Origin of the sequence: Micromonospora sp. DT43 (assembly GCF_049841645.1) — a bacterium.
Classification (GTDB): Bacteria; Actinomycetota; Actinomycetes; order Mycobacteriales; family Micromonosporaceae; genus Micromonospora.
In genome coordinates, this window is the sequence record NZ_JBNCKR010000004.1 from 393,893 (window position 1) to 406,878 (window position 12,986).

The 12,986-nt window shown below is 70.5% G+C and carries 9 protein-coding genes; 2 read left to right on the forward strand and 7 right to left on the reverse strand.

The features are described 5' to 3' along the window. Positions 1-39 precede the first annotated feature (39 nt). A complete protein-coding gene (locus tag ACLQ26_RS13385) occupies positions 40-2,868 on the forward strand; it encodes an ATP-binding protein (protein ID WP_425744702.1) in 2,829 nt (942 codons plus the stop codon). A gap of 91 nt (positions 2,869-2,959) precedes the next feature. Here ACLQ26_RS13385 and ACLQ26_RS13390 read toward each other — a convergent pair whose 3' ends face one another. Both ACLQ26_RS13390 and ACLQ26_RS13395 read right to left on the reverse strand, forming a co-directional pair. Further along, positions 2,960-3,496, reverse strand: a complete 537-nt coding sequence (locus ACLQ26_RS13390; RefSeq protein ID WP_425744703.1) for a phospholipase — start codon at positions 3,494-3,496, stop codon at positions 2,960-2,962. 178 nt (positions 3,497-3,674) lie between these two features. Then, positions 3,675-5,333, reverse strand: coding sequence for a glycoside hydrolase family 10 protein (locus ACLQ26_RS13395; protein ID WP_425744704.1), 1,659 nt, complete (start codon positions 5,331-5,333; stop codon positions 3,675-3,677). A gap of 295 nt (positions 5,334-5,628) precedes the next feature. On the opposite strand from ACLQ26_RS13395, the gene ACLQ26_RS13400 reads away from it, so the two are divergent. After that, entirely contained in the window at positions 5,629-7,125 is a 1,497-nt protein-coding gene (locus ACLQ26_RS13400; RefSeq protein ID WP_425744705.1) for an amino acid permease, read from the forward strand. A gap of 42 nt (positions 7,126-7,167) precedes the next feature. Here the strand turns inward: ACLQ26_RS13400 and ACLQ26_RS13405 are convergent, their stop codons facing one another. Genes ACLQ26_RS13405 through ACLQ26_RS13425 form a run of 5 tightly spaced genes read right to left on the reverse strand, consistent with a single transcriptional unit; the run spans position 7,168 to position 12,930 of the window. Next, complete coding sequence (locus ACLQ26_RS13405; protein WP_425744706.1) at positions 7,168-8,187, reverse strand: glycoside hydrolase family 43 protein; 1,020 nt, start codon at positions 8,185-8,187, stop codon at positions 7,168-7,170. Then, positions 8,184-9,041 carry a carbohydrate ABC transporter permease gene (locus ACLQ26_RS13410; protein WP_425744707.1) on the reverse strand — a complete coding sequence of 286 codons (858 nt, stop codon included), beginning with the start codon at positions 9,039-9,041 and terminating at the stop codon, positions 8,184-8,186. The genes ACLQ26_RS13405 and ACLQ26_RS13410 overlap by 4 nt, the downstream gene beginning before the upstream one ends. A gap of 10 nt (positions 9,042-9,051) precedes the next feature. After that, positions 9,052-10,020, reverse strand: a complete 969-nt coding sequence (locus ACLQ26_RS13415; RefSeq protein WP_425744708.1) for a carbohydrate ABC transporter permease — start codon at positions 10,018-10,020, stop codon at positions 9,052-9,054. A gap of 6 nt (positions 10,021-10,026) precedes the next feature. Then, positions 10,027-11,355 (reverse strand): ABC transporter substrate-binding protein, encoded by a 1,329-nt coding sequence (locus tag ACLQ26_RS13420; RefSeq protein ID WP_425744709.1) that lies wholly within the window; start codon positions 11,353-11,355, stop codon positions 10,027-10,029. A 60-nt stretch (positions 11,356-11,415) separates the two neighbouring features. Continuing rightward, positions 11,416-12,930, reverse strand: a complete 1,515-nt coding sequence (locus ACLQ26_RS13425) for an alpha-N-arabinofuranosidase (RefSeq protein WP_425744710.1) — start codon at positions 12,928-12,930, stop codon at positions 11,416-11,418. Between the last annotated feature and the right edge of the window lie 56 nt (positions 12,931-12,986).

Here is a 12,986-nt window from a genome sequence, read left to right on the forward strand (position 1 = left end):
GGCAGCATGAACCCGACGTCACGGGCGGAGGTTCCACGCATGTCGCCACGGATCCAGCTCCCGAGCGGTTGGGTGACCTTCGTGTTCACCGACATCGAGGGCTCGACCCGGCTGGCCCAACTGCTCGGCGCGGACTACCGCCCGGTGCTCGCCGAGCACCGCCGGTTGCTGCGCCGCACCCTGGCCGCCACCGGTGGGGCGGAGCTGCTGACCGAGGGCGACTCGTTCTTCCTGGCCTTCGACGACGCGGCGGCCGCGCTGACCGCCTGCCTGACGGCCCAGCGGGCGTTGGCGAGCCACGACTGGCCCACCGCGGAGGCCGCGCCCCGGGTACGGATGGGCCTGCACACCGGCTACGCCGAGCCCCGCGACGGGGAGTACGCGAGCCCCGAGGTGCACCGGGCAGCCCGGGTGGCCGCGGCCGCGCACGGCGGGCAGGTGCTCTGTTCGGCGTCCACTGCCCGCCGGGCCGATCCGCTGCCACCCGGTGCCACGCTGCTGGACCTGGGCCTGCACCGGCTGCGGGGCTTCGACGACCGGGAACGGCTGTTCCAACTGGTCGCCCCCGGCCTGGAGCGACAGTTCCCCCGCCCCCGCACCGCCGACGCGGTGGCGCACAACCTGCCGACCCAGGTGACGTCGTTCGTCGGGAGGCAGGTGGAGCGCGCCGAGCTGGGCCGGCTGCTGGAGCAGCACCGGTTGGTCACCGTGCTGGGCGCGGGCGGCGCCGGCAAGACCCGGCTCGCCGTGGAGTTGGCCGGTGGCGTTGTCGAGGCGTACCCGGACGGGGTGTGGTTCGTCGACATCGCCGCGGTGACCGACCCGGGGTTGGTGGCGTTCGCCATCGCCGCGGTGCTCGGGCTGCGACCCGAGCCGGGCCGCCCGATGCTTGACACCCTTGTCGAGTACGCGGCGGCCCGCCGGATGCTTGTCGTGCTGGACACCTGCGACACGCAACCGGCCGCCTGCGGGGAGGTCATCTCGCGGCTTCTCTCCGGCGGGGGCGGCGTGCGGGTGCTGGCGACCACTCGTGAGTCCTTCAGCCTGCCCGGCGAGGTGGTGTGGCGGATCCCGCCGCTCTCGGTCGACCCCTGCCCGGACGGCGCGGAGAGCGACGCGGTCGCGCTGCTGCTGGACCGTACGGCTGCTGCCCGTGGCGGTCGGCGGCCGGACCCGTCCGAGTCGGCCGACCTGCGCCGGGTGGTGCAGCGGCTGGACGGACTGCCTCTCGCCATCGAGTTGGCGGCCGCCAGGCTGCGGGTGCTCTCCGTGGGTCAGCTCGCCGAGCGGTTGGACGACGTCCTCGGCACGCTGGACGCGGGCCGGGAGGACCCGGACCCGCCGCCGGTGGAGCGGGGTTGGTCCGGCAACCAGCAGGACACCGTGGACCTGGTGGCCGCGGCGATCGGGACACCGCCGCCCACCCCGGCGAGCAGGGCCGTGCAGCGCTCGGCCACCGAACGGCACCTGACCATGCAGGCCACCGTCACCTGGTCGTACCGGACGTTGGGGCCGCGGGCCGCGCGGCTGTTGCGCTGGCTGGCGGTCTTCGCGGGGCCGGTGGATCTGCCGACCGTGGAGTGGTTGCTTGGCGACGATCCGCTGGATCCACTGTCGGTGCTGGTGGACAAGTCGATGGTGTTGGCCGAGCCGCGTGCCGCTGGCAGCTCGTACCGGATGCTCGACCCGATCCGGGCGTACGCGGCGCGGCGGCTGGCCGAGGCGGGTGAGGAGCAGGCTGCCCGGGACCGGCACGTGGCCTGGTCGGCGCACGCGCTGGAGCGGGCCCACCTGGGCCCGGACGGCCGGCCTGTGACGTTGTCGCTCTACACCCTCGACCCGCTGGCCGACGAGCTGCGCGCGGCGCTGCGGTGGTGCGCCACGGGCGGCAGCGCCCGTGCCGGTCTCCGTCTGACCGGTGGGCTGGACCAGTGGTGGCGCGAGCGCGGGCTGGCCCGGGAGGGTCGGCTCTGGCTGTTCCGGCTGTACGGGCGGATCGCCGAGACCGGCGAGCGGATCCCGGACGCCGAGCTGGCGGCGGCGTACCACATGCACTCGCTGCACGCCGGCGCCGACGGCGAGTTCGCCGAGGAGTTGCGCTACTCGCAGCGGGCCGAGGCGGCGGCACGGCAGGCGGGCGACTCCGGGCTGCTGGCTCGGGTCCTCGCCGGCCGGGCTGCGCCGCTTGTGGACATGGGCCAGTTCTTCGAGGCCGAGCGGGTCTGTCGGGAGGTCATCGACTGGGCGCACGGGCAGGACGTGGTCGGTGAGGCGCTGTTCGCGGTGTTCAGCCTGGCCGAGCTGCTGTGGCGGCGTGGCGCGTTGGAGGAGGCGGCGGAGCTGCTGGGGGCGGCGCGTCCGGTGGAGGCCGCCCGGCCGGTCGAGCGGGGCCGGCGTTCGGTGGACATGCTGCTCGGGATGGTCGCGCTGGCCCGGGGCGACGTGATCGCCGCGCACGAGCACCTGCTGGTGGCGCTGCGCTCGCGGATGGGTCACGGCTACCACGGCCGGGCGTGCGACACGCTCAACGCGATCGCTGTGCGGTGCGCTCTCGGTGGGGACCGGTTGACCGCCGCGCGACTGTTCGGGGCGGCGCAGGCCACCCGGGCGAGCATGCGAGCGACGCCGGGCATCTACGGCGGCTACTGGGCCGACCAGCAGGCGGAGCTGCGGTCGATGGCGGGTGACGCGGCGTTCGACGACGCGTACGGCGAGGGCGCCGAGATGGGCCTGGACGAGGCCGTGGCGCTGGCGCTCGACGTGGAACACCCGGATCTGGCAGCTGATTCGACCCGCTTCAGCACCGACCTGTCCCAGCCCGCACCCGCCCACCCCGCCCACCCCGCGACCCGAACGGAACGCGCCTGACCCCTCCCCGTTGACCATGAAGTTATTGCCCCGACACGCCGGGTGGACGGGCAACAACTTCATGATCACCGCGTGGGGGGTGGGGGTGGGGTTAGTGGGCGCGGGCGCGGGCTTCGGCTTTGGCCTTTAGGCGGGCGGCTCGGTCTATGTCGGCTTGTTGGACCGCTGCTACCGAGCCGAAGATGTGGACGGCCTGGTAGTACGTCCAGGCCAGGCTGTAGCAGGCCGGGCGGACGACCGCGTTGTACGTGACGCAGACCCGCTTCAGGTCGGCGTAGAAGGCGTTGTCCAGGCGGGCCTTGTTGGCGGAGAACTGGCCGACCGCCTTGTAGTTGCGGTAGCCGAAGTCGTGCCGGTAGCAGCCCAGGTTGAAGGTGAACCCGAGCGGATTGTCCGGGCTGGACGAGCAGTAGTCGGTGGACCAGTTGAAGGCGTACTCGGCCCAGGGCGCCCGGTTGACGCGGGCGCTGTTCCACGAGTTGTAGCTGGACGCGCTGGTCTGGGTCCAGCTCGACAGCACGGACAGTTTCTCTGCGGGGGTGACGGCGGCGGCGGGGGAGGCGACGGTGAGGGTGGCGAGCAGCGCGAGCGCGCCCGAGGCGAACAGGGTGGCGATACGTCGGTGCACGGGTGACCTCCGCGGGGTGAGCGGTGGGACGGAAGTTACCGGCGGGTTACCGGATGTCGACAAGTTTCGATCAAGGGGTCGACCAGCGGGAATGCGCCTTGCGAACTATTGGTGACATGTGTCGAAACAGGCGAATGCCCCGGGCGCGCGAGGCGCCCGGGGCATTCCATGGAGTGGGTCAGCGCATGACGAACGCCGGCGGGCTGGCCGGGCTCTCGTTTGCGGTACGGTCCAGCGCCGTCACCCGATAGGTGTAGCGCCGGCCGGGCTCGGCCGACGTGTCCACCCAGGACTGGCCGCCGCCGGGGGTGGCCCGGACGGTGTCGACCAGGTGCGTGGCGTCCGCGCTGGCGCACTGCCCGGGCAGTGTGGTGCCGTCGAACCGGTAGATCGCGTACGACGTGGCGGTGCCCAGCGGGCCCACGCCGTCGGCGGGCTGACGCCAGGTCAGCCGTACTCCGTCGGCCTGTCGGACCGCCCTGGTGACCACCGGGAAGAGCAGCGGCTTGGCCGGCAGGTGCGGCATTGTCGGCACGAGGGCCGGGCGGGAGTAGTGCTCGGCCGCGTAGATGTCGGTGGCGCCGAGCCGGTTGGCCCGCACCTGGACGGCCGAGAAGTGCACGTTGCCCTGCACCTCGGGGTACGACCGGTTGAGCGTCAGGTGGTCGGACAGCTCACGCGGGTTCTGCCAGTACGGCCCGTACGCCGGATCGCCGCTCTTGTAGTCGGCCTGGCCGATGTAGAGCTGGACGCGGGTGCCGCGCACCGTCTCGGCCCACCACGGGACCAGCCGCGCGTAGTCGGCCGCCGGGTACTGGCCGATGTACCAGTAGAGCTGCGGCACCACGTAGTCGATCCACTCCTGCTTGATCCACTTACGCGTGTCGGCGGAGATGATGTCGTAGGACTGGCTGCCTGTGGTGTCCGAGCCGAGCGGGTCGGCGGTCTTGTTGCGCCAGATGCCGAACGGGCTGACGCCGAACTTCACCCACGGCTTCGCCGCCTTGATCTTGCCGTTCATCTCCTGGATCAGCAGGTTGATGTTGTCCCGCCGCCAGTCCGCCCGGTCCGTGAAGCCCCGGTTGTACGCCGCGAAGGTGGCGTCGTCGGGCACCTGGTAGGTGCCGCTGGGGTAGGGGTAGAAGTAGTCGTCGAAGTGCACGCCGTCGATGTCGTACCGCTTGACGGCGTCCATCATCGCGGTCTGGACGAACTCGCGGACCTCCGGAATGCCGGGGTTGTAGTAGAGCCGACTGCCGGCCACGCCGGCCGGCGGGTAGGCGAAGGTCCAGTCCGGGTGCTGCCGGGCCGGGTGACCGGGAGCGAGTTGGGCGAGGTCCGCGCCGGCGCCGCCGGGGGCCGGCATGGAGACGCGGTACGGGTTGAACCAGGCGTGGAACTCCAGGTTGCGCTTGTGCGACTCGTCGACGAGGAAGGCCAGTGGATCCCAGCCGGGGTCCTGGCCGCGTACGCCGGTCAGGTACTCCGACCACGGCTCGTACGGCGAGGGCCAGAGCGCGTCGGCGGTCGGTCGGACCTGCACCACGACGGCGTTGTGGTGCAGCCGTTCGGCGAGGTCGAGCAGTTCCCGGTACTCGGCCTGCTGGGCGGCGACCCGGTCCGGGCTGGTCTGGGACGCCTTGCTGGGCCAGTCGATGTTGACCACCGACGAGATCCACATCGCCCGGAACTGTCGTTTCGGCGTGGCCGGGTCGGTGACGCAGGTGGTGGTGGCGGCATCGGTCGCGGCGCTCGCCGGGTTGGCGGGGGCGGCGGCGACTAGCGTGCCGAGCAGGGCTGCGACCAGCCCGGCCGCTCCGAGTCGAGGTGCCTTCATGCGGTGTGTCCCTTCGGTGGGGCTCCCGGTGCGCAGGGGCGACAGAAATCGGCAAGATTCGCCGCTGCCTATCTGCGTCTAGAAGGAAATTTTCATACTCCGGGTCCTCGCCGCAAGGGTCTGGCACCAGATCGGCGCGACGGTCGGCCATCGGGCCGAACGTCTGATTGCTCCCCGTGACCGGCCTCGCACGCGTCGTTATTACGCCAGCGTGATTGGCGGAACCCGCCGCTGGGTAGCAACCCCGATCGCCGGCCGCTGCGGTGGTGGCCGCACGGTGGGGAGGGGTGAGCGCATGTCCGTGCTGCGAACCAAACCGATCAAGGACGTCATAGCCCAGGGCGACGCCGACGGCACCGACGGCCAGCTCGGGCTCAAGCGGCGACTCGGTGCCATCGACCTCACCGGCTTCGGCATCGGCATCGTGATCGGCACCGGCATCTTCACGCTCACCGGCATCGAGGCCCGCGACAGCGCCGGCCCGGGCGTGGTGATCTCCTTCGCCATCGCCGGCGTGGTCGCCCTGCTCGCCGCCCTCTGCTACGCGGAGCTGGCCTCCAGCGTGCCGACCGCCGGCAGCGCCTACACCTACGCGTACGCCACGATGGGCGAGATCGTCGCCTGGATCATCGGGTGGGACCTGCTGCTGGAGTTCGCGCTCGGCGCGGCGGTGGTGGCCCGCGGCTGGTCCGGCTACCTCGCCGAGCTGCTCGACCTGCCGACCCGCTGGTTCGGTGAGGAGGGCAGCACCGTCAACATCGGCGCGATCGCCATCGTGCTGATCCTGGGCATCGTGGGGATCATCGGCATCCGGGAGTCCGCCCGGGTCACCAACCTGCTGGTGCTGGTCAAGGTGGCGATCTGCGTGTTCGTGGTGGTCGCCGGCCTGTTCTTCGTCAAGGCGGCAAACCTCAGCCCGTTCATCCCGGCGGCCGAGCCCGCCGGCAGCGGCGACGACGGCATCAAGCAACCGGTCACGCAGGCGCTCTTCGGGTTGGAGCCGTCGGTCTTCGGCTTCGTCGGGGTGCTCAGCGCCGCTGCCGTGGTCTTCTTCGCGTACACCGGCTTCGAGGCCGTGGCCAACCTGGGCGAGGAGACGCGCAAGCCCAAGCGGGATCTCACGCTGGGGCTGCTCGGCACGCTGCTGATCTCCACGGTGCTCTACATCGGCGTCTCCCTGGTGGTCGTCGGCATGGTGCCGTACACCGAGATCGACCGTGGCGCTCCCATCGCGTCGGCGTTCGAGTCGGTGGGCGCCGGCTGGGCGGCGACGCTCGTGTCCATCGCCGCCGTCGCGGGCCTGACAAGCGTCATCCTCGTCGACCTGGTGGCGATGGGCCGGATCGGCTTCGCCATCGCCCGGGACGGGCTGATCCCACCCGCGATCGCGGCAGTGCACCCGCGCTGGGGCACCCCGTACCGGATCTCGGCGATCATGACGGTGGCGGTCGCGTTGCTGGCCGGCTTCCTGCCGCTCTCCGCGCTCGCCGACCTGGTCAGCATCGGCGCGCTCTGCGCGTTCGTGCTGGTGTCGATCGCGGTGCCGATCCTGCGCCGCAAGCGTCCGGACCTGGAGCGCCCGTTCCGGGTGCCGTTCTCCCCGGTGCTGCCGATCGTCTCGGCGCTCGCCTGCTTCTACCTGATGCTCAACCTGTCGGTGGAGACCTGGCTGCGGTTCCTGGCCTGGATGCTGCTCGGCGGGATCATCTACTTCGGCTACGGCTACCGCCGCAACCGCCTGGCCCGCCACGAACCGGCGGTCGCCCCGGCACCGCGCGAGCCGAGCGCCTGACCGATGTGCGGAGGGGCCCTGGGCCCCTCCGCACAGTTCGGCTCAGGGGCGGGACTGCGGCGTGCCGGTCGGACCCTTGACGACAGGCTTGCCGTCGACCCAGGTCACCTCGTCCAGCCACACCTGACGGCCCGGGTCGGTGCTGCCCTCCTGGCCCGGAGGCCAGGCGTGGTAGAGCAGCCAGGTGCGCCCATCCTTGACCACCATCGACGCGTGGCCCGGGCCGGAGGCGGCCTCGTTGCTCTTCAGGATCGGGTTCTCGGCGGCCTTCACGCACGGCCCGGTCGGGCTCTCGCAGACCGCGTAGCCCTCCGCGTACTCGGCGCGGTCGTAGGCGTTGGCGGCGAAGAAGAGCAGCAGCCGACCGTCCTGGCGGTGGAAGAACGGCCCCTCGATGAGGGTGCCCTCCCACGGCTCGGTCTGCCTGAGCAGCTTCGTCGGCTCGCCGACGAGGGTCAGGCCGTCGTCGGCGAGGCGCTGCGACCAGAGCCAGGTGTCCACCCCGATCGCGTTGCCGTCGTTCTTCCACAGCAGCCAGAGGCTGCCGTCGGTGTCCCGGAACGGGCTGGCGTCGATCGCCCCGCCCAGGTCGGCCTGGCAGATCAGCGGCCCGTCGGCGTCGTCGGAGTACGGCCCCTGCGGCGCGCTGGCCATCGCCCGCCCGACGCACTGCCGACCGGACTCCCGGCCCGCGACCGTGTAGTAGAGCAGGAACCTGTCCGGTGCGAGCTCGATCGCCTCCGGCGCCCAGGTCTTGCCGGCGTCCGCCCAGTCCGGCAGCGTCGGCAGGGCGTCCTCCGCCTCGGACCAGTCGACCAGGTTCGACGAGGTGCGCACCGGGACGTTGCGTCCGTCGGCGTTGGTGTGGAACAGGTACCAGGTGTCGCCCACCTGGATCGCCTGCGGGTCGGGGGCGTCGGTCTGCACGACCGGGTTGGTGAACATGCGGCTCCCGCTGCTCGTGGGGGTGGGTTCGCTGTCGCCGGTGCAGCCCGCAACGAGTAGCGCGGCGGCGAGAGTGACCGCCGCCGCGCCGACCCGCCGGGTGAACGTCCGCGTCATCCCTTCAGACCGCTGCGGGAGACGCCCTGGATGATGTGCCGCTGCGCCAGCACGAACAGGATCAGCACCGGCAGACTCGCCAGCACCGCGCCCGCCATGATCACCGGGTAGTCGGTGACGTACGAGCCCTGGAGCAGGCCCAGGCCCGGCGGCAGCGTCAACTTCTCCGGGCTGAACAGCACGAAGATCGGCCACAGGAAGTCGTTCCAGTTGGTCAGGAACGACAGCACGGCCAGGGTGGCCAGCGCCGGCTTGGACAGCGGCAGCACCACCTTGTAGAAGATCTGCCACTGGTTGGCGCCGTCGAGGGTGGCGGCCTCCTCCAGCTCGTTGGGCAGCGAGAGGAAGAACTGCCGCAGGAAGAACACCCCGAACGCGCTGGCCGCGCCGGGCACCACCACCACGGCCAGGGTGTCGATCCAGTTGAGCTGGTCGACGATCAGGAAGTTCGGGATGATCAGCGAGGTCGGCGGGATGAACAGCGTCCCGACGATCAACGCGAAGGTCACCCCGCGTCCGCGGAACCGCAGCCGGGCCAGGGAGTACGCGGCCATCGAGGCCGTCACCAGCACCAGCAGCGAGTGCAACGTCGCGGCCACCATGCTGTTGAGGAACCAGCGCAGCACCGGGTTCGCCGAGTTGTTGATGATCTGCTCGTAGCCGTACCCGGCAAGCGGGTTCGGCAGCCAGCTCGGCGGAATCTGCTGGGCGGCCGTGTAGGTCTTCAGCGAGGTGATGACCATCCACACCAGCGGAACCAGGAAGACCAGGGTCAGCGCGACCAGGATGGCGTAGAGCCCGACCCGGCGCAGCCCCGATCCGGAGCCGTTGGTGGTCGGCGTGGGCGTCGTCATGGCGGTCCCCTCAGTCTTCCTTGTAGCGGAAGAGGCGGAAGTTGGCGATGCTCACGACCGCCAGCAGCAGGGCGAACACGATGCTCATCGCTGCGGCGCGACCGGCGTTGTTGTTCCGCAGGCCCTCCTCGACGATGAACCACACCACCGTGCGGGTCTCCGTGCCGGGCGTCCCCTGGGTGATCAGGAACGACTGGCCGAACATGTTCGCCGAGGCGAGCACCGTCGTCGTGATCACGAAGAGCAGCACCGGACGCAGCCCGGGCAGTGTGACGTTGCGGAACCGCTGCCACGCGCTGGCGCCGTCCATTCGGGCCGCCTCGTACAGCTCCGGTGAGATGTCCTGGAGGCCGGCCAGGTAGATCACCGCGTTGAAGCCGGAGGTCCACCAGACGGTCACCCCGACCAGGGAGATCCACGCCCACGGCATGTTCGTCACCCAGGGGGTGTCCGAGGGCAGCCCGACAACGCCGAGGAGCCGGTTGACCAGGCCCAGGTTGGCGTCGAGCAGGAACCGCCAGAGCAGGCCGATCACCGCCACGCCCAGCACGTACGGGGCGAAGTAGACAGCCCGGAAGAACGTCCGGCCCGGAAATGAGCGGTTCAACAACAGCGCCAGCCCGAGCGGTACGACCACCAGCAGCGGCACCGACAGCACCGTGAAGATCGCGGTGGCCCGGACGCTCTGCCACCAGTCGCCGTAGACGGCCGAGTCGCTGGAGAACAGTTGCTTGTAGTTGTCCAGCCCGACGAAGGGTCGGTTGGGCAGTTGGAAGTCCCACTGGTGCACGCTCAGCCAGAGGCCGAGGATGATCGGCAGGAGGCCGAAGACCCCGAACAACACCAGGTACGGGGCGAGGAACAGGTATGGCGTCGCCCGGCCGGTCCGGCGCGCCGAGGCGCCCCGGCGGCGGGCTGCGTTGGCCGCCGGGGGCGGCGCGTCACCGCGCGCCGCCCCGACCTCGATCACGTCCGCCACGGGTTATCAGCTCCCGTACTTCTTGCGGTTGTCCTCAAGCTGCCTGTTGGCCTTGGACACGCCGTCGTCGAGCGCCTGCTTGGGCGTCTTCTTGCCCAGCGCGGCCTCGTTGAACGAGTTGTAGAAGGTCGTCATCGCCTCGCCGAGGCCCGGCGCCGCCGGCGGGAAGGCCGCGTACTCCAGCTCGGGGGCGAGCGACGAGATCTCCGGCAGCGCCTTGAACTCGGCGCCCTCACGGACCTCCTTGCGGGCCGGGATCTGCCCGCCCTTGGCCCAGTCCAACGAGTGCTGGCTCAGCCAGTTGATGAAGACCTTCGCCCCGGAGACCTTGTTGGCGTCGTTGGCCCGCTGCTTCACGATCGTGAAGTTGTGCGAGTTGGCCCACGCCGCCGGCTTGCTGCCGATCTGGGGGAGCGGGGCGACGCCCCACTGCACCTCGGGGCTCTTCTTGAGGTCGTTGATCTGCCAGATGCCGTTCCAGGTGAAGGCGTTCTTGCCGCTCTTGAACGCCAGGTAGTCGGCGTCCTGGCCCACGTTGGCCGGCGAGTAGCCCTGCTTGATCATGTCGACCAGCCAGGTGCACGCCTCGATCGCCGGGTCGGAGTTGAACGTCGCCTTGGCCACCTCGGCGTCGAAGAGGGTGGCGCCCCACTGGTTGAGCAGGGAGTAGAACGTCATGCCGCCGGTGAACTGGAACGGGCTGACCCAGAAGCCCTGCACGCCGGCCTTCTTGAGCTCGACCAGGGCCGACGTGTACTCGTCCTTCGTCGTCGGCGGCTTGTTCGGGTCGAGGCCGGCCTTCTGCATGACGGTCTTGTTGTAGTAGAAGCCCAGCGGGTGCATGTCCAGCGGAATGCCGTACCGCTTGTTGTTGTAGATCCCGCCCTTCCAGACGGTCGGGGCGAAGTCCCCCTCGGAGAGCTCCAGGTTCTTGGCCACGTCGTCCAGCTCGGTGATCACGCCGCGGGCGGCGAAGGTGGCGAGCTGGTCCATGTGCATGACCGCGATGTCCGGGCCGTTGCCGCTGGAGGCCGCACCGGGGAGCTTGTTGTAGTAGTCCTCCCACTGGTACGTGGCCACCGACACCGCGATGTTCTTGTGCTCGGTGTTGAACTGGTTGACAAGCGCCTTGAAGATGTCGCCGTCGCCGCCGGTGAACCCGTTCCACAGCTTCAGGTCGACCTTCGGGCCGGTGTACTCCTTGCCGCCGTTACCGGCGGCCGGCCCGGAGGTGCTGTCGCCACCGCCGCAGCCGGCGAGGGTCAGCGAGGCCGCGGCGCCGATTCCGAGACCGAGGCCGAGCAGGCGCCGCCGGCTCATATCGTTCTGGATCATGCTTTATCTCTCCTTGGAGGGGGACGGGATGAATTGTGCCTGCTCAGAACCGGTACGACATCAGACGCCGGTCGGGCCGAAGCGCAGCACGCTCCACGACACGGCGGGCAGGCGCACGGTGCACCGGCCGCCGTCGGGGGTGGGGGTGGGCAGTTCCCGTGGCGTCACCCGGTCGGGCTCGGCCTCGGTGTTCGTCGCCGACGGGTCGGACCCGGCAGCGATGCTCTGGAACGACAGACCGGACATACCCGGCAAGCCGCGCAGGTCCAGGTCGAGGGGGAGGTCCTCGGAGCCCCGGTTGACCGCGAAGACGGTCAGCTCGCCGGTCTCCTCGTCGTGCACGGCGACCGTGTCGAGCACCGGCACGTCCCCGTACTTCTTCGTGTCGTAGCGCGGCGACACCGGCTCGGTGCGCAGCACTGTGCCCCGGGCATACCGGGCGGTGAGCGCGAACGGGTGGAAGATGCTCTGCCGCCAGGCGGGGCCACCGTTGCGGGTGCGGATCGGCGCGATGACGTTTGCCAGCTGGGCCTGCGCGGCGACACCGACCCGGTCGGCGTGCCGGAGCAGGGTGATCAGCAGGTCGCCGACCACGACCGCGTCCACAGCAGTGAAGTCGTCCTCGATCAGCGCGGGCGCCTCGACCCAGCCACGCCGGTCCAGGTCAGCCTGGAGGCGGGACTCGTACCAGACGTTCCACTCGTCGAAGGAGATCTTCAGCTTGCGCTTCTGCCGCTGCTTGGCTGCCACGTGGTCGGCGGTCGCCACGACCTCGGTGATGAAATTGTCCATGTCGACGGCCGAGGCCAGGATGCTTGCCTGGTCGCCGTCGGACGGGTCGTAGTAGGTGTGCGCCGAGATGTAGTCGACGTGCTCGTAGGTGTGCTCCAGCACTGTCGCCTCCCACGCGGCGAACGTGGGCATCCGCCGGTTGGAGCTGCCGCAGGCGACCAGGCTGATCGACGGGTCGATCATCTTCATCGCACGAGCCGCCTCGGCGGCCATCCGCCCGTACTCGTCGGCGGTCTTGTGGCCCACCTGCCACGGGCCGTCCATCTCGTTGCCCAGGCACCACAGCTGGACGCCGTACGGGTCCTCCGCGCCGTGCTTGCGCCGCAGGTCGGACAGCGCGGTCCCGCCCGGGTGGTTGGAGTACTCCAGCAGGTCGAGTGCCTCCTGGACGCCTCGGGTGCCCAGGTTGACGGCCATCATCGGCTCGACACCGGCCTCGGCGGCCCAGGTCATGAACTCGTCCAGCCCGAACGCGTTGGTCTCGATCGTCTTCCACGCCAGGTCGAGCCGGCGCGGCCGGTCACCGACCGGGCCGACGCCGTCCTCCCAGCGGTAGCCGGAGACGAAGTTGCCGCCCGGGTAGCGGACCACTGAGACGCCCAGCTCGCGGGTCAGGTCCAGCACGTCGCGGCGCAGGCCGCGGGAGTCGGCGTTGGGGTGGCCGGGCTCGTAGATTCCGCCGTAGACGCACCGCCCCATGTGCTCGACGAACGAGCCGAAGAGGCGTCGGTCGGCCGGCCCGATCGAGAAGGCCGGGTCGATCGTCAGCTGAGCGGTCCGCAAGGGATGTCACCTTTCCTCGGTGCTGGAACCGGGTGACCGCAGTCACCGCCCACCCG